This is a genomic window from Streptomyces sp. NPDC059649 (assembly GCF_042734445.1).
Lineage (GTDB): Bacteria > Actinomycetota > Actinomycetes > Streptomycetales > Streptomycetaceae > Streptomyces.
Genome location: NZ_JBHWDV010000038.1, coordinates 43,529 through 60,261, shown reverse-complemented (window position 1 = coordinate 60,261; position 16,733 = coordinate 43,529). Strand labels below are relative to the sequence as shown.

Sequence of the window (16,733 nt, the reverse complement as noted above, 5' to 3'; positions counted from 1 at the left end):
GCCACCGCATCGACCTGGTGATGCGGAAAATATGCAGCTCAAGCGGGGTCGGCTCCCTTCGGGGGCGGCCCCGCCGGCGTGCCGGTCGCGGGTGGGTGCGGCGAGGCCATCCAGCCGAGTGAGCGCTCGACCGCCCGCTTCCAGTTCTCGTACTCCGCCTCGCGTCGCGCGGGGGCCATGTCCGGCAGCCACTGGGCGGCCCGGTGCCAGTTGCGGCGCAGGACCTCCAGGTCGGGCCAGTAACCGGCGGCGAGTCCGGCGGCGTAGGCGGCGCCCAGGGAGACCGTCTCGACGGCCATGGGGCGCACCACGGGCACGTCGAGCACATCGGCCAGGAACTGCATGAGCAGGTTGTCCGACGTCATACCGCCGTCCACCTTGAGCACCTTCAGCGCCAGCGAGGAGTCGGCGTTCATGGCGTCGACCACCTCCCGGGTCTGCCAGCCGGTGGCCTCCAGCACGGCCCGGGCCAGGTGCCCCTTGGTGATGTACGAGGTCAGGCCGACGATGACCCCGCGGGCGTCGCTGCGCCAGTGCGGCGCGTACAGGCCGGAGAACGCCGGGACGATGTAGCAGCCGCCGTTGTTCTCGACGGTGCGCGCGAGCGTCTCGATCTCGGGGGCGCTGCTGATCAGCCCCAGCCGGTCACGGAACCACTGGACCAGCGCGCCGGTGACCGCGATCGGGCCTTCGAGCGCGTAGACCGCGGGCTGGTCCTCGATCTTGTAGGCGACGGTGGTGAGCAGTCCGTGCCGGGACCGTACGACGTCGGTGCCGGTGTTGAGCAGCAGGAAACTGCCGGTCCCGTAGGTGCACTTCGCCTCGCCGGGGGTGAAACAGGTCTGTCCGAAGAGCGCCGCCTGCTGGTCACCGAGTGCCGCGGCGATACGGACGCCCGGGATGACGGAACGCGCGGTTCCGTAGGTCTCGGCCGAGGCATGGATCTCCGGGAGCATCGGCCGGGGAACCCCGAAGAACTCCAGCAGCTCCTCGTCCCAGTCGAGGGTGCTGATGTTCATGAGCATGGTGCGGCTGGCGTTGGTGACATCGGTGATGTGCATACCGCCGGCCGGCCCGCCGGTGAGGTTCCAGATCAGCCAGCTCTCGATCGTGCCGAACAGCACCTCGCCGTCCTCGGCGCGCTGCCGCAGCCCGTCGACGTGGTCGAACAGCCAGCGGATCCGGGGAGCCGAGAAGTACGTGGAAGGGGCCAGGCAGCAGCGCCGGAGGAAGAACTCGTCCCCCGGCCGGCTCCTGAGGTCCTCGACCAGCGGAGCCGTACGGGTGTCCTGCCAGACGATCGCCCTGCCCAGCGGGGTGCCCGTACGCGGGTCCCACAGCACGGTCGTCTCGCGCTGGTTGGCGATCCCGATGGCGGCGACCTCCTCGGGGCGCACATCGGCGTCGGAGAGCGCCTGCGGCACCACGCGCTGCAGGGTGTGCCAGATCTCGACGGCGTCGTGCTCGACCCATCCGGGACGGGGGAAGTGCTGCTGGTGCTCCCGCTGGGCGACCGACACCAGCCGCCCCTGATGGTCGAACAGGATGCATCGGGTGGAGGTGGTGCCCTGGTCGATGGACATCACATACCGCTCAACCATGATCAGCCTTCCGTTGCGGGGCATGAGGCGGCGGGACTCACCAGCGGGCGGCCCCCAGATCTCGGGAGATCGCCTGGGCGGCGTGCCGGACCTGGCTGACCAGGGCCGACTGCGGGACCCCTTTGGAGTCGCAGATCCGCTCGACCGTGCCCGAAACGCCGATCGCGCCGACCACGAGGCCACCGTGGCCCCGGATCGGCGCGGCGACGCCGGCGTCCCCCATGAGCATCTCTTGTACTTCGGCCCCCCACCCCAGCTCCCGGACCTCCGTGAGCGCCCGGGTGAGGCGCCCCGGGTCGACCAGGGTGTGCCGGGTGTACGCCTCCAGCCCGGCCTCCACGGCCGTCTCCAGGGCCACGCTGCCGAACGCCAGCAGCACCTTGCCGAGCGAGGAGGCGTGCAGGGGCAGCAGCGCACCCACATCCAGCGTCTGGAGAGTGTCGTCGGGGCGGAAGACGTGGTGGACGATGAGCACCTTGCCCTCCAGGGGCGCGCCCAGGCGGACTGCCTCCCCACTGCGGGCGGCCAGGGCGTCGGCCCAGTTGATGGAGCGGGACCGCAGCTCGTTCACGTCGAGGTAGCTGGTGCCCAGGTGCAGCAGGGCCGCCCCGAGCTGGTACTTTCCGGTCGCCGGGTCCTGCTCGACGAAGTCGATGTTCTGCAGGGTGCGCAGAATGCCGTGGGTGGTGCCCTTCGCCAGCCCGAGCGACGCGGCCACCTCACCGAGCCCGAGCCGACGGGGCCCGCTGGCGAGCAGACGCAGGATCGCCGCCGCCCGTTCGATCGACTGGACCGGGCCGGCCATGAGGCAATCGTAGTCCCGCGGTCGGCGTCTGCCGGGGTGGGCGGCCCTCCGCAGGCGAGCGTTCGGTAATGCCGACCGCTGTTCATTGACCCCCTCCGTCGTGCCCCCATAGCGTCCCCTCAAGCCCGGCATTCCGGCCGGCAGAGGCTTCGGAGGAGGCGACATGACGGCACAGCTTGACGCAGTGGTTCGGGAGGCGGCCGAACATGTCTTTCCGCTGCCGCACATCCCCGAGGCCGTCTCGGTCGTACGCCGGCGGGTGCGTACGGTCCTGGCCGACTGGAACGTGGCCCCGGACCTCGCCGATGACGCGCTCCTCGTGATCTCGGAGCTCACCACCAACGCGGTCGTCCACGCCCTGCCGCCGGCGGTGCTGCGACTGACGCGGGTCGCCGACGGGCGCGACGCCCTGCGCGTCGAGGTGACCGACGCCGGGCCCGCGGCGACGGACGACCGGCCGGCCGCGGAGCCCTGCCCGGGCGAGCACGGGCGCGGGCTCGGCATCGTCACCGCCCTGGCGGCCGACTGCGGCACCCGGGTCCACGCGGGCGGCATCACCTGGTGGGCGGAACTCCTCGCCGGGTGAGCGGCGCGGGCCTGTCGGCTGTGCGGCCCGTTAGTTGTGTGTGCCCCGTTAGCCGTGTGTGCCTGTTAGCCGTGCGTGCCTTGTCAGGCCAGGCGGTCCGTTAGCCGTGCGTGCCCGTTAGTCGTGCGGCTCCGTCCGGACGGGCCGGCGCACGCACTACGACGGTCGCCGTCACCCGCACCGGCCCCCGGTCACCGGCCCCCGGTCACCGGTCGCCGGTCACCGGGCGAGGAGGGTCCGGCCCCTGAGGGGCGGGGCCCTCCTTGCGTGCTGTCTCCGCCTTGCGTGCCGGCTCCGCGGCGGGTGTGCGCTTGCCGGCTCCGCGGCGTACCGGAGGGCGCGCCGGATGGAGAGTGTCGGATGGAGCGCGCCGGATGAAGCGCGTCTGACGGAGCGCGCCGGGTGGAGGGGGTTGATCCATTCTCTCCCGGAAATGGGGGCCCGCGCATCGACTTCGCAGATGATCTTGAACGCATTTCGCGGCCCTAGCGTGGAGGCATGACGCAGAGCGCGAAGAACGGGAATACCGCGAAGAACGGACAGAGCGGGAAGAGCGGGCCGAACGCGAGCTACGTCGCCGAGGACCTGGTGTGCACGGCCGGCGACGGGGTGGAGCTGGCGGTGCGGGACCACGGCGGGGCGGGCACGGCGGTGCTGCTGGTGCACGGGGCCGGGCGGACGCTCGTGGACTGGGAGCGGGCGGCACCGCTGCTGGCCACCGGGCACCGGGTCCTGGCGATGGACCTGCGGGGGCACGGGCGGTCGGGGGACGGCGCGGTGCCGTGGACGTTCGAGCTGGCCGTCGAGGACGTACGGGCGGTGCTGACGGCGTGTGGGATACCGCGGGCCGTGGTGGTCGGGCACTCCCTGGGCGGCATGGTGGCCGTACGGTGCCTGGAGGCACTGGCGGACGTCGTGCCCGCGGCGGTGAACCTGGACGGGCACGGGATGGGGCGGCCGGAGCAGTACCTGGGGCTGGACCCGGAGTGGGTGCGCGAACGGCTCGCTGAGGCAAGGAAGTTGGCGGAACAGGCGGGCGGACGGGCCTTCGACGCCGAGGCGTTGGCCGGCGTGATCGGTTATCAGGTGGGCATGGCCGGTGAGTTGGGGATTCCCGCCGACGTGATGGAGGCGGGGGTACGGCGCGCGCTGGCCGAGACCGCGGACGGGCGGCTCTTCCTGCGGCCCGGACGGCAGCAGGCCGGGGAGCTGCAGGAGGCGATGGCCGGCATCGACCTGTTCGGGCGGTACCGCAACGTTTCCCGGCCGCTGCTGATCGCCCGCGCCCTGCGCCCCAACCCGCCGGTGCCGGGCGTGCCGTCGTGGTTCGACGACCTGATGGCGGCCTACGTGGAGGGCCTGCGCCACGATCTGGCGGAGCTGGCCCGGACACAGCCGCAAGTGACCGTCGCCGGGGTGGACGCGACCCACGCGATGGTGCTCGAACGCCCGGAGGAGATCGCACGGTTGGTGGCCACGTTCGTGGCGGGGGCGGTGAACGGGGAGCGGTAAGGCGGGCGGTGAACCGGGTGCGGCGGGTGAGACGGGGCGGTGAACGGGGGCGGCGGTGAGACGGGGCGGTGAGGCCGTACGTGTCGCGTACGCCCGGGTGGGGGCGGACAGGTGCGGCGCGTCGCCGGGCTAGCGCGGGAACAGCTGGAACAGGGTTGCCGGGCGGCCCCGGTGGCGTTCGCCGCCGGCGCGGAGGGTCTGCTCGATGAAGGCACGGGCGTAGGACTGCGCGTCCTGCCCGTGCCCGCGCAGGCCGTTGATGTACGTACTGTGCGCCGCCAGGGAGGCCACCGCACGGTCGATGCCGGGGCCGACCTCGGCGGCGTGCGTGGGGTACGGGGAGCCGGCCACGGCCACCCAGCGCACGCCGTTCCAGGGCGCGATACCGGAGGCGTCGGCGAGCTCCGGGAAGATCCAGCGGTTGCCGGCGTCGCCCGCCGCGTCCAGGACCGCGCGGCCGACCACCCGGTGGTCCGGGGTGTTCCAGTGCACCCCGGCCCAGGTGTCGTGGTGGTTGACGGTGAGCAGGAGCTCCGGGCGGTGGCGGCGGATGGCCGCGGAGAGGTCGCGGCGCAGCGCCGGCCCGCCCTCGATCGTGCCGTCCCGGTAGTGGTCGAGGAATTCCACGGTGTGGACGCCGACCAGCGCGGCGCCGGCCCGCTGTTCGGCCTCGCGCACCCGGGCGCACTCCTCGGGAGCCAGCCCGTCGATACCGGCCTCCCCACGGGTGACCAGGAGGTAACTGACCTCGCGCCCCGCCGCGGTCCATTCGGCGATGGCCGCGGCGGCGCCGTACTCGAGGTCATCGGGGTGGGCGGCGACGGCGAGGGCGCGCTGCCAGTCCTTGGGCATGGGGGAGAGGTGGGACTCGGCGGGCATGGACGCCTTCCTTCCTGCTCCGGTCGTTCCGGTCCGGGGTGGTCGTTCCTGCTTCGGTCGTTCCGGTTGGGGGTGATCGTTTTCGGGGGCGGTCGTTTCCGGTTGGGGAGCGGTCGTTTCTGTTCCGGTCGTCGTTCCGGTTCGGGAGCGGTCGTTCCTGTTCCAGCGTGGTCGATTCTGCTCCGGGTGGTCGTTCCGTTTCCGGGTCGCGGCGCTCCCTGCTCCGGAGCGGCCCGGGACGGTCGCTTTTCGGTCGCGTTTCGACCGCTTTCCGGGGTGGTCGTCGGCCGTCCCGTGGCAGCGGCTGGTGTCGGGCCCGTCCCGATGTGGGGCGTGTGGACGATCGTGACATGACGAGGTGGCGCTTGCGGGTGTGACGCGGGGGATGGGCGAGGCGGAAGATGCGCAAGGCCGGTGCGGTCGCGGACGGTCCGCAGGTGGCTGAGCTGGGTTTCATCACATCAGGTGAATATCTGGCCCAAGCTTGCGGTCGACCACGCGCGGTTGCCACGCTGTTGCTGACTGTCAAGCTGTTGGGAGGGCACGTGCCTTTCGGTGAGCAGCCCGCGTACCTACGCGTCGCCGGCGACCTGCGCCAGAAGATCGTCGAGGGGGTGCTGCCGCCGCACACCCGCCTCCCCTCCCAGGCCCGGATCCGCGAGGAGTACGGCGTCTCGGACACCGTCGCCCTGGAGGCCCGCAAGGTCCTGATGGCGGAGGGCCTCGTCGAGGGCCGCTCGGGGTCGGGGACGTACGTACGGGAACAGCCCGTTCCGCGGCGTATCGCGCGGGGCGGGTTCCACGCGGCGGGTGGGTGCACGCCCTTCCGGCAGGAGCAGACGGACGAGCGGGTGCGCGGCACCTGGGAGTCCAGCAGCGAGCAGGAGGCGGCCAGTTCGGCGGTGGCCGGCCGGCTGCGGATCCCGCCGGGCGCCAAGGTGATGCGCACCCGCTACCTCTTCCGCGCGGAGGGCGAGCCGGCGATGCTCTCGACGTCCTGGGAGCCGCTGGAGGTGACCGGCCGGACGCCGGTGATGCTGCCCGAGGAGGGGCCGCTGGCCGGACGCGGCGTCGTCGAGCGGATGGCGGCGATCGAAGTGGTGGTGGACAACGTCATCGAGGAGGTTGGCGCGCGCCCCGCGCTGGCGGAGGAGGCCATGGCGCTGGGCGGTGTCCCGGGCCATGCGGTGCTGGTGATCTCGCGGACGTACTTCGCCGGCGGCCGCCCGGTCGAAACGGCCGACATCGTCACCCTCGCGGACCGCTACCGGGTCGCGTACCACCTGCCGGTCAAGTAAGGCGCTGGACGGGGCGGGTGGGCGGGCGTGGGGTTCGCCGCTGACCCATGAGCCGTAGGCCGGCCGCTGTCCATGAGCCGTAGGGCCGCTGGCCCTTTGGGCGTAGAGCCGCTGACCCTTAGGGCGGGGGCGAACAGATCCCGTAGGGGTAGCGAGCGCCCCCTGTGGGCCCACAACGGCCCGCGAGGCGCAGGTATTCCCACGTCGAGCACCCGAGACTTCCCGTCCAAGCACCCGAGACTTCCCGCGTTGCGGACCGAGGCTTCCCGCCCAAGCACCCGAGACTTCCCGCGTTGCGGACCGAGGCTTCCCGCGTGAGCACCCGAGGCTCCCCGCCAAGAGGGCCCGGTACTCCCTGCGTCAGCACCCGAAGCTCCCCGCCGTGAGCATCCGAGGCCGCGCCCCTGCGAGATCCGTAGTGACTTTCGGCCTCAAGTTCGTTGTCCGTTTTGTCGGTGTATGCACGTAAACGTTGGCCGGATCTTGGTGTTGGAAACGTCACACAGCCTCAACTGGGCGGCTGTTTTGGCCGAGTGCGGGAAACCGATCTTCGGATTCGCTCTTACGATGGCGAAGTTTGTGCACGGCACGGGGGAAGACCAGGAGACCAGCACGTGAGCACGACGAAAACCCCGAGTGCGGAGCAGGGTTCGCACTCGCATTACCGTCGGTCCCTCGGGACCATCGCCCTGACCGCCACGGGTCTCGGGTCGATCATCGGCTCCGGTTGGCTCTTCGGGGCCGAGCGGGCCGCCGCCATCGCGGGGCCGGCCGCGATCATCGCCTGGATCATCGGCGCGCTGGTCGCACTCACCATCGCCCTGACCTACTCCGAGCTCGGCGCGATGTTCCCCAAGGCCGGCGGCATGGTCCGTTACGGCCAGTACTCGCACGGCTCGCTCGCCGGCTACCTCGCCGCGTGGGCGAACTGGATCGCCATCGTTTCGGTCATCCCCGGCGAGGCCACCGCCTCGGTCCAGTACATGAGTTCCTGGGACTTCGGCTGGGCGCACGCGCTCTACGACGGCAAGGAGCTGACCGGCACCGGCGTCGGGCTCGCCAGCATCCTGCTGATCTTCTACTTCTTCCTCAACTGGTTCGCGATCACGCTGTTCGCGAAGACCAACACCGCGATCACGGTCTTCAAGGTCGTCGTCCCGGTGCTGACCGCCAGCGCCCTGATGCTGGCGCACTTCGACACCAGCAACATCGCGCACCACGGCGGCTTCACCCCCAACGGCTGGAGCTCGGTCTTCACCGCCGTCGCCGTCTCCGGCATCGTCTGGGCCTACAACGGCTTCCAGTCCCCGCTGAACCTCGCCGCCGAGGCCCGTAACCCCGGCAGGTCGCTGCCCAAGGCCGTGGTCTCGTCGATCATCATCGCGCTGGTCATCTACGTGGCGCTGCAGGTCGCGTTCCTGATGGCGGTGCCCGGCGGCAAGCTGGGCGCCGGCGGCGGCTGGGCCGGCCTCGGCTACAACTCGCCGCTCGCCGACCTCGCGGTGACCTGGGGCCTGAACTGGCTGGCACTGCTGCTGTACGCGGACGCCTTCGTCTCGCCGTCCGGCACCGGCATGATCTACGCCGCCACCACCTCGCGCATGATCCACGGCGTGCAGGAGAACGGCCACCTGCCCGGCGTCTTCGGCAAGGTGGACAAGAAGACCGGTGTGCCGCGCCCCGCGCTGCTGCTCAACCTCGTGATCGCGTTCCTCTTCCTCGCGGTCTTCCGCGGCTGGGGCTCGCTGGCCGAAATCGTGTCGGTCGCCACGGTCATCTCGTACATCACCGGACCGGTCGCCGTGATGTCGCTGCGCCGGCTGTCGCCGAACCTCAAGCGCCCGGTCAAGCTGCGCGCCATGCCGGTCATCGCGCCGGTCGCGATGATCTTCGGCTCGCTGGTCCTGTACTGGGGCCGCTGGCCGCTGACCGGCAAGGTCATCCTGATCATGGCCGTGGGCCTGCCCGTCTGGGCCTGGTACGAGATCGGCAAGCCGCTCACCCAGGGCCGCAAGCCGTGGGCCGCGCTGCTCCCGCACCTCAAGGCCGGCGTCTGGATGGTGGCGTACCTGCTGGTCATGGCCGCCGTTTCGTACCTGGGCGGCAAGGACTTCGGCGGGAAGGGCTACCTCCCCGAGGGCTGGGACATCCTCCTGGTCGCCGTGCTCGCGCTCGCCTTCTACTACTGGGGCGTGCGCAGCTCCTGGCGTAACCCGTCCCTGGTGAAGGTCGAGGAAGAGATCACCGCCGCGGAACAGAGCGATGCGGCGGACGAGGCGGGAGAGGCCGACGGGACGGGAGCGGCCGAGGGGGCCAAGGCGCCCGTGGGCGCGTAAGGGACCCTCCCCTCGGGTGGCCCGCGCCGGGTCACCCGCCCCACCCCGCCCCACCCCACCCGCCCGAGTCGTTCGGGCCACACCGGCCACTCGCAGGCCGCCCCGGTTCGCCGGGGCCCGCGGGTGGCCGGTTCGGTATCTCTTTGTGTAATTCCATATCCGGTGCGTAAAGGTCGGGCGTACGCTCGGGCATATGCGGATTGCGATTTCGGCATCAGCAGACGAGGGGCGCGTCACGGCGCGCTGTACGGCGGACGGAGGGGCGCAATGACCGAGAACGGAGCCGTGCTGCCCTGGCTCGTCATCCGCCAGGACGAAGGCGGCAACCGGTATCGCGTGGGCCGATATGCCACCCGAGCGGAGGCGGAGCGGGTGGCCGAACGGCTCGATACCCGGGGCAACCAGCGGCTTTACGTGGTCGAGAAGGTCAATCGCGCGACGACCTGAGGGACGCCGCGCAGAAGCGGGACGAGGACGGGGGACGTAGGCTGCCGCGCATGACGACGGTGCACGTAGTGGTGGGCGGAGCGGTGTGCGAACGCGGGCGGCTGCTGGCCGCCCGGCGCAGTGCGCCGCCCGCGTTGGCCGGCCGCTGGGAGCTGCCCGGCGGCAAGGTCGAGGACGGCGAGACGCCCGAGCGGGCGCTGGAGCGCGAGCTGCGCGAGGAGCTCGGCGTCGAGACCGAGATCGGGGAACGCATCCCGGGCGAGTGGCTGCTGCGGCCCGGCTACGTCCTCCAGGTGTGGACGGCGCGGCTGGTGTCCGGAGTGCCGCAGCCCCTGCAGGACCACGACGAGCTGCGCTGGCTGCGGCCCGGCGAGGAAGAGCAGGTCGACTGGCTGGACCAGGACCGGCCGGCGGTCGCCGAGGCGATGCGCCGACTGGCCGCCACGGCCGCCGGGGTACCGGGCGTACGGCGCTGAGCGGCAGCAGCGGGTCGGGAGGCGCTCCGGCTCGGTGTCCTGACGGCGCGTGCCCATCGGTCCGCCGTCCGGCGCGCCCGGCGTAGCGTGGCCCCTCCGCCGCGCGCGCAGGCCCGCCCACCAGGCATCTCTCACGTCACCGCAGACATATGCGCCATTTGCGGCACAGTGCGTGGTTGCGGGCGGTACTCCACCCCCGATATCGGGTATGTCCTGTTTGAGTCCTTGAATGCGGGTAATCCGACGGGCATGCCTCGGCTGGGATGTGATCGGCGTGAGCGACAGCGCAGCGGAAGGCGTCCCGGCACCCGGTCCCGGCCGCGTCCGCAAGCGCGGTATGGCCACCGGCTCACCGATCGCCGAATGGAGCTTCCCGGCCGATCCGGGCGCCGTACGCACCGCCCGCACCGTCGTCCGCCGGGTGCTCAACGACTGGGGCCTGAACGGCGCCGCCGACGTGGCCGTACTCCTCGTCAGCGAGCTCGTCACCAACTCCCTGCGCCATGCCACCGGACCGATCGGGGTGCGCATGGTCCTGCTGAGCGCCGGCGAGCTCCTCGTCGAGGTCTCCGATCCGCTGCCCGACCCGCCGCAGGAACGCACCGCCGCCCCCGATGACGAGGGAGGACGCGGATTGCAGCTGGTCGCCTGCAGTTCGCGGCGCTGGGGGACCCGACGCGGAAAGAGTGGCAAGACAGTGTGGTTCGAGCTGTCGGTGGCTGGTTAGGAGACAGGTGGGGTCCTGATCGTTGCCATTTCATCGACATTCTGTCGATGGCCTGCGATCGAGACTGTGCTGTGATCGTGAAGACCGTGTTCCGGATAGCCGAGGTGCTGGATACTCGGGGTGGTCCGGTCCGGGCACGATGAGCTGGAGGGGACGGGGCTCGTGAGCGAGATGTCAACTGGCGGGGCAGAACCCGCGCAGGCCGATGGTCAGGGCGGTGCGGACAGCCCCGGCGACCCAGGTGCCGGTCCGCACGCGCGCGAACCGCAAGGCCCGCCCATCTGGCAGAGCAGCCGCCCCGGATCCATCTACGACTACATCCGCGTGGCCTCCTTCTCCCTCGGGCCCGACGGGCGCATCGACCAGTGGAGCGAGCGCGCCGAGCAGATGCTCGGCATCCCCGCCCGCTACGCCCTCGGCAAGGACCCCGTAGCGGCCTTCGTACCCAGCGAGTTGCGGGAGACCGGGCGCCGCAAGGTCTCCGAGATCCTCGACGGCCGGGAGTGGACCGGCCTGGTGCCCTACCGCCGCAACGAGGACGGACCGGCCGACGGGCTCGCCGAGATCTACGTCATGCCGTCCCGCAACGACGCGGGCGAACGCGCCGCGGTCTGCGTCGTCGTCGACGTCCGCGCGCTGCGCGGCATCGAGACCGACCTCGCCGCCTCGCAGGCCGTTTTCGGTCAATCTCCCATGGGCTTCACCCTGTTCGGCACCGACCTGAAGCTGCTGCGCGTCAACGAACGCTTCGCCACGGTCTTCGGCGGCCCGGCGAGCAAGTACCGCGGCCGCACCCCGCACGACTTCCTGCCCCGCCCCGAGGCCGAGCGGATGACCGCCGCGCTGCGCCGCGTCCTGGAGACCGGCGAACCGGTCACCGAGATGCAGCTGGTCGGCGCGGTGCCCGGCGAGGACGAGCGCCGCCGCTGGTCGATCTCGCTCTACCGGCTGCACGGCGCCAGCGGCCGCCCCATCGGCGTCGCCGCGCTCGCCGCCGACGTCACCGGCCGGCGCCGGGCCGAGCGCGAGGCCGCCAACGCCCGCCGCAACCTCGCCCTGCTGAACGAGGCCGGCGCCCGGATAGGCAACTCCCTCGACCTGGAGACCACCGCCCGCACCCTCCTCGACGTCGCCGTCCCCCAGTTCTGCGACCTGGCCTCCGTCGACCTCTACCAGGGGCTGCTGTCCGGCGACGAGGCCCCGCCCGGCACCAGCGACGGCAGCGCCGAACTCCGCCGGGTGGCCTTCGCCAGCGCCGTCTCCGACGCCCCGCTCGCCGGGGCCCCCTGCTGCGAGCCGCCGGACGCGCCGGGCCCGGTCGCGGTCGGCGCCGTCCACCGCTACCCGTTCAACTCCCCCTGCGCCGGCGCCCTGCGGACCGCCCAGGCGCAGATCATCCCCGGCCGGGAGAGCGACGACGGGCCGGAGCTGGGCGCCGTGGTGCACTCCACCCTCGCCGTCCCGATGGTCGCCCGCGACACCGTCGTCGGGCTGGTGCAGTTCTCCCGTACGAAGGGCAGTGAGCCGTTCGGCGAACGCGACACCGCACTCGCCGTCGAACTCGCCGCGCGCGCCGCGGTCTGCATCGACAACGCCCGCCTCTACCGCCGCGAACACGAACGCGCCCTGATATTGCAGCGCAGCCTGCTGCCGCCGGGCGACCCCGAGGCAGCCGGCCTCGACATCGCCTGCCGCTACCTGCCCGGCACCACCGCCACCGAGGTCGGCGGCGACTGGTTCGACGTCATCGAACTCCCCGGCCACCGCACCGCGTTGGTCGTCGGCGACGTCATGGGCCGCGGACTGCGCGCCGCCGTGGCGATGGGCGAACTCCGCACCGCCGTACGGACCTTGGCCCTGCTGGACCTGGAACCCGCCGAGGTGCTCTCCGCGCTGGACGAGATCGCCCGCGGGCTCGGCGGCGGCGGCGACGGCCGCGCCAAGGTCCGCGACCCGCGCGGCCGCTCGGGCACCGCCGGGCCCGCCGCCGAGCCGAGGCGCTCGGCCCGTACCGCCGACCTCTCCGAGGTCTACCTCGCCACCTGCGTCTACGCCGTCTACGACCCGGTCACCCGGCGCGCCACGTTCGCCAACGCCGGGCACCTGCCCCCGGTGCTCGTCGAGGAGGGCGAGGACGCGCTGCTGCTCGACGTACCGCCGGGGATGCCGCTGGGGGTGGGCGGCGAACCGTTCGAGGAGATCGAGGTCGACCTGCCGGACGGGTCGCTGCTCGCGCTCTACACCGACGGCCTGGTCGAATCCCGCGAACACCCGCTGGACGAGGGGCTGCAGGCGTTCCGCCGGGCGCTGTCGGGCGCCGACCGCCCGCTGGAGGACGCCTGCGACCACGTGCTCAGCGCCCTGGACACCTCGCACGGTGAGGACGACATCGCGCTGCTGATGGCGCGGGTGCACGGGCTGCCCAAGGACGCGGTGGGCGACTGGAGCCTCGCGCCGGACGCCCGCTCGGTGGCCCGGGCCCGCGAGCTGGCCCGCGACCAGCTGATGGACTGGGGCCTGCAGGGCCTGGTCGACACCACGGAACTGCTGGTCAGCGAGCTGGTGACCAATGCGCTCCGGCACGGCCACGGCGAGATCCGGCTGCGGCTGCTGCTGGACCGCACCCTGGTCTGTGAGGTCTGGGACGCCGACCTCGCCCAGCCGCGCCGCCGCCGCGCCCGCGACACCGACGAGGGCGGCCGCGGGCTGCAACTGGTCGGCCTGCTGAGCGAGGGCTGGGGAAGCCGCCGTACGCCCCGCGGCAAGACGGTCTGGTTCGAACTGGCCCTACCGGACGGCAACTCCACGACACCCGACCCGACAGAGGCCCTGCTGAGCCTCTTCTGAGGGGCGTACGCCCTCCTGGGGCTGGGCTGGGCTGGGGCCGGGAACGGGAACGGGCCTCGCGGCGGGCGGGGTCGGGGGCGGAGGGTGAGGGCGGCGGGGCGGTTGTCCACAGGGCGGGGCGGGGTCTGGGCGTACGGCCTACCCTGGGTCGAACCGGGGGCCCATCGGTCCCCTACGGGAGATCCCGTAAGGGCCGGGGCGGGTCGAGGGCCAGGGCGGGTCGAGGGCCGGGGCGAGCGGGTGGTTGTCCACAGGCCGGGTGACGGCCTGGGCGCGGCCGGCGGGGCACCCCTACCCTGGGTCGAACCGGGGGCCCGTCGATCCCCTAAGGGACATGCCGTAGGGGGCCGCGCCCCACCCCCTTTGCCGGTCGGGCAGGCATGTCGGGCCGCCGGGTGGTCACGTCGGGCCGTCCGGCCGACGTCATTCCGTGCGGCGACGGATCTTGTTGCCGAGCCATACCAGCGGGTCGTACTTCCGGTCCGCGGCGCGTTCCTTGAGCGGGATCAGCGCATTGTCGGTGATCTTGATGTGCTCGGGGCAGACCTCGGTGCAGCACTTGGTGATGTTGCAGTAGCCCAGCCCGTGGTCGTCCTGCGCGGTGCGCTTGCGGTCGATCCCGGACTCCGGCGCCGCGTCCAGCGGATGCATGTCCAGCTCGGCGATCCGCATCAGGAACCGCGGACCGGCGAACGCCGCCTTGTTCTCCTCGTGATCACGGACCACATGGCAGGTGTCCTGGCACAGGAAGCACTCGATGCACTTGCGGAACTCCTGCGAGCGGCCCACGTCCTCCTGCTGCATGCGGTACTCGCCCGGCCCCAGCTGCGGCGGCGGCACGAACGCCGGGATCTCCCGGGCCTTGGCGTAGTTGAAGGACACATCGGTGACCAGGTCCCGCACCACCGGGAACGCCCGCATCGGCGTCACCGTGATCGTCTCCGTACGGTCGAACACCGACATCCGCGTCATGCACATCAGTCGCGGCCGGCCGTTGATCTCCGCACTGCACGAACCGCACTTGCCCGCCTTGCAGTTCCAGCGGACCGCGAGGTCCGGGGCCTGGGTGGCCTGCAGGCGGTGGATGATGTCGAGCACCACCTCGCCCTCGTGGACCTCGACCGTGAAGTCCGCGAGGTCCCCGCCGTCCGCGTCCCCCCGCCACACCCGGAAGTGCGCCCGGTAGGCGCCGGACGCCCCCGGCTGCTCCGCCACGTGCTGCGCTGTCTGCTGCTCGGTCACCGGGTCAGCTCCTCGTCGGTCAGGTACTTCGCCAGCTCGTCCTTCTCGAACAGCTCCAGCAGGTCGCGGCGGATCGGCGGGGTCTCCCGCCGGGACAGCCGGATCTGGCCCAGTGACGGGTCCCCGGCCCGGGCGTCGCCCTGCGGATCGGCCAGTTCACAGACGAGGTTGATGTTGCGCCAGCTCCGGTCCATCGCCGGGTGGTCGTCGCGGGTGTGCCCGCCGCGGCTTTCCTCGCGCTCCAGCGCCGCCCGCGCCACGCACTCGCTGACCAGCAGCATGTTCCGCAGGTCGATGGCCAGGTGCCAGCCCGGGTTGTACTGCCGGTGGCCCTCGACGCCGGCCCGCCGGGCCCGCACCCGCAGATCGGCCAGCCGCTTGAGCGCCTCGAACATCTCGCTCTCCTTGCGGATGATGCCGACCAGGTCGTTCATCGCCTGCTGGAGCTCCTGGTGCAGGGTGTACGGGTTCTCCGCCGGGCCGCGGTCGGGAGCGCCGTCCGGCTCGTTGCCCTCGGCGCTGAACGGACGGAGCGCCTCCGCCTCCGCGGCGTCGATCTGCAGCGGATCGGCCGCCGGCCGCGCGGTCAGCCCGCTCACGTACTCGGCCGCGTACAGACCCGCCCGGCGGCCGAAGACCAGCAGGTCGGAGAGGGAGTTGCCGCCCAGGCGGTTGGAGCCGTGCATCCCACCGGCCACCTCACCGGCGGCGAACAGGCCCGGTACGCCGATCGCCGCCGCGGTGTCCGGGTCCACGTCCACCCCGCCCATCACGTAGTGACAGGTCGGCCCGACCTCCATCGGCTCCGCCGTGATGTCGACGTCCGCCAGCTCCTTGAACTGGTGGTGCATCGACGGCAGCCGGCGCTTGATCACCTCGGCCGGCATCCGGGTCGAGACGTCCAGGAAGACGCCGCCGTGCGGGGAGCCGCGCTCCGCCTTGACCTCGGCGTTGATGGCCCGGGCGACCTCGTCGCGGGGCAGCAGCTCGGGCGGGCGGCGGTTGTGCTCCGGGTCCTCGTACCAGCGGTCGGCCTCGTCCTCGGTCTCGGCGTACTTCTCCTTGAAGACGTCCGGGATGTAGTCGAACATGAAGCGCTTGCCGTCGCTGTTGCGCAGCACCCCGCCGTCGCCGCGCACCGACTCGGTGACCAGGATGCCCTTGACCGAAGGCGGCCAGACCATGCCGGTCGGGTGGAACTGCACGAACTCCATGTTGATCAGCGGCGCCCCGGCCAGCAGCGCCAGCGCGTGCCCGTCGCCGGTGTACTCCCAGGAGTTCGACGTGACCTTGAAGGACTTGCCGATACCGCCGGTGGCCAGCACCACCGCGGGCGCCTCCAGCACGAAGAACCGGCCGGACTCCCGCTCGTAGCAGAAGGTGCCGGACACCCTGCCGTCGGTCTTGAGGACCCGGGTGACCGTGCACTCCTGGAAGACCTTCAGCCGGGCGTCGTACGCGCCGAACGCCTTCTCGTCCTCCTGCTGCAGCGAGACGATCTTCTGCTGGAGGGTGCGGATCAGTTCCAGGCCGGTACGGTCGCCGACGTGCGCCAGCCGCGGGTACTCATGGCCGCCGAAGTTCCGCTGGGAGATCCGGCCGTCCGGCGTACGGTCGAACAGCGCGCCCCAGGTCTCCAGCTCCCAGACCCGGTCCGGCGCCTCCCGGGCGTGCAGCTCGGCCATCCGCCAGTGGTTGAGGAACTTCCCGCCGCGCATGGTGTCGCGGAAGTGGACCTGCCAGTTGTCGTGTTCGTTGGCGTTGCCCATGCTGGCCGCGATACCGCCCTCGGCCATCACCGTATGGGCCTTGCCGAACAGGGACTTGCAGATCACGGCCGTCCGCATGCCTGCCTCGCGGGCCTCGATGGCGGCGCGCAGTCCGGCGCCGCCCGCGCCCACCACGACCACGTCCCATGTCTGCCGGTCCACATGCGCCATCGGGGGGCACAACCTTCCTTGGAGAACTGTCGTAGGA

At 71.9% G+C, this 16,733-nt stretch carries 13 protein-coding genes; 8 read left to right on the top strand and 5 right to left on the bottom strand.

What is annotated here, in order from left to right:
* Positions 1 to 38: 38 nt before the first annotated feature.
* The gene (gene glpK / locus ACFV1J_RS30065; protein ID WP_385863284.1) at positions 39 to 1,601 is read right to left on the bottom strand and encodes a glycerol kinase GlpK; all 1,563 of its coding nucleotides are present in this window, start codon (positions 1,599 to 1,601) and stop codon (positions 39 to 41) included.
* Positions 1,602 to 1,638: 37 nt separating this feature from the next.
* Positions 1,639 to 2,406: an IclR family transcriptional regulator gene (locus tag ACFV1J_RS30060; protein WP_385863282.1), complete on the bottom strand. Its 768-nt coding sequence runs from the start codon at positions 2,404 to 2,406 to the stop codon at positions 1,639 to 1,641.
* A 163-nt stretch (positions 2,407 to 2,569) separates the two neighbouring features.
* On the opposite strand from ACFV1J_RS30060, the gene ACFV1J_RS30055 reads away from it, so the two are divergent.
* Together ACFV1J_RS30055 and ACFV1J_RS30050 are read left to right on the top strand one after the other, a co-directional pair.
* Positions 2,570 to 2,992 carry an ATP-binding protein gene (locus tag ACFV1J_RS30055; RefSeq protein WP_385863280.1) on the top strand — a complete coding sequence of 141 codons (423 nt, stop codon included), beginning with the start codon at positions 2,570 to 2,572 and terminating at the stop codon, positions 2,990 to 2,992.
* Between the two features lie 498 nt (positions 2,993 to 3,490).
* Positions 3,491 to 4,504 carry an alpha/beta fold hydrolase gene (locus ACFV1J_RS30050; protein ID WP_385863279.1) on the top strand — a complete coding sequence of 338 codons (1,014 nt, stop codon included), beginning with the start codon at positions 3,491 to 3,493 and terminating at the stop codon, positions 4,502 to 4,504.
* Between the two features lie 129 nt (positions 4,505 to 4,633).
* On the opposite strand, the gene ACFV1J_RS30045 is transcribed toward ACFV1J_RS30050, so the two are convergent.
* A complete protein-coding gene (locus ACFV1J_RS30045; protein WP_385863277.1) occupies positions 4,634 to 5,383 on the bottom strand; it encodes a PIG-L deacetylase family protein in 750 nt (249 codons plus the stop codon).
* Between the two features lie 545 nt (positions 5,384 to 5,928).
* Between ACFV1J_RS30045 and ACFV1J_RS30040 the strand changes: the two genes are divergently transcribed.
* The 6 genes from ACFV1J_RS30040 (at position 5,929) to ACFV1J_RS30015 (ending at position 13,514) form a co-directional block, all read left to right on the top strand.
* The gene (locus ACFV1J_RS30040) at positions 5,929 to 6,681 is read left to right on the top strand and encodes a GntR family transcriptional regulator (RefSeq protein WP_385863275.1); all 753 of its coding nucleotides are present in this window, start codon (positions 5,929 to 5,931) and stop codon (positions 6,679 to 6,681) included.
* Between the two features lie 614 nt (positions 6,682 to 7,295).
* On the top strand, positions 7,296 to 9,017 hold the full coding sequence (locus ACFV1J_RS30035) for an APC family permease (protein WP_385863272.1): 1,722 nt from the start codon (positions 7,296 to 7,298) through the stop codon (positions 9,015 to 9,017).
* Positions 9,018 to 9,284: 267 nt separating this feature from the next.
* Positions 9,285 to 9,464, top strand: a complete 180-nt coding sequence (locus tag ACFV1J_RS30030) for an SPOR domain-containing protein (RefSeq protein WP_385863270.1) — start codon at positions 9,285 to 9,287, stop codon at positions 9,462 to 9,464.
* A gap of 50 nt (positions 9,465 to 9,514) precedes the next feature.
* Entirely contained in the window at positions 9,515 to 9,940 is a 426-nt protein-coding gene (locus tag ACFV1J_RS30025) for a (deoxy)nucleoside triphosphate pyrophosphohydrolase (protein ID WP_385863269.1), read from the top strand.
* A gap of 265 nt (positions 9,941 to 10,205) precedes the next feature.
* Positions 10,206 to 10,667 carry an ATP-binding protein gene (locus tag ACFV1J_RS30020; RefSeq protein ID WP_385863314.1) on the top strand — a complete coding sequence of 154 codons (462 nt, stop codon included), beginning with the start codon at positions 10,206 to 10,208 and terminating at the stop codon, positions 10,665 to 10,667.
* A 171-nt stretch (positions 10,668 to 10,838) separates the two neighbouring features.
* Positions 10,839 to 13,514, top strand: coding sequence for a SpoIIE family protein phosphatase (locus ACFV1J_RS30015; protein ID WP_385863311.1), 2,676 nt, complete (start codon positions 10,839 to 10,841; stop codon positions 13,512 to 13,514).
* A 423-nt stretch (positions 13,515 to 13,937) separates the two neighbouring features.
* Here the strand turns inward: ACFV1J_RS30015 and ACFV1J_RS30010 are convergent, their stop codons facing one another.
* A complete protein-coding gene (locus tag ACFV1J_RS30010; RefSeq protein ID WP_385863267.1) occupies positions 13,938 to 14,756 on the bottom strand; it encodes a succinate dehydrogenase/fumarate reductase iron-sulfur subunit in 819 nt (272 codons plus the stop codon).
* Positions 14,753 to 16,696 carry a fumarate reductase/succinate dehydrogenase flavoprotein subunit gene (locus ACFV1J_RS30005; protein WP_385863265.1) on the bottom strand — a complete coding sequence of 648 codons (1,944 nt, stop codon included), beginning with the start codon at positions 16,694 to 16,696 and terminating at the stop codon, positions 14,753 to 14,755. Before ACFV1J_RS30005 ends, ACFV1J_RS30010 begins: the two co-directional genes overlap by 4 nt.
* Between the last annotated feature and the right edge of the window lie 37 nt (positions 16,697 to 16,733).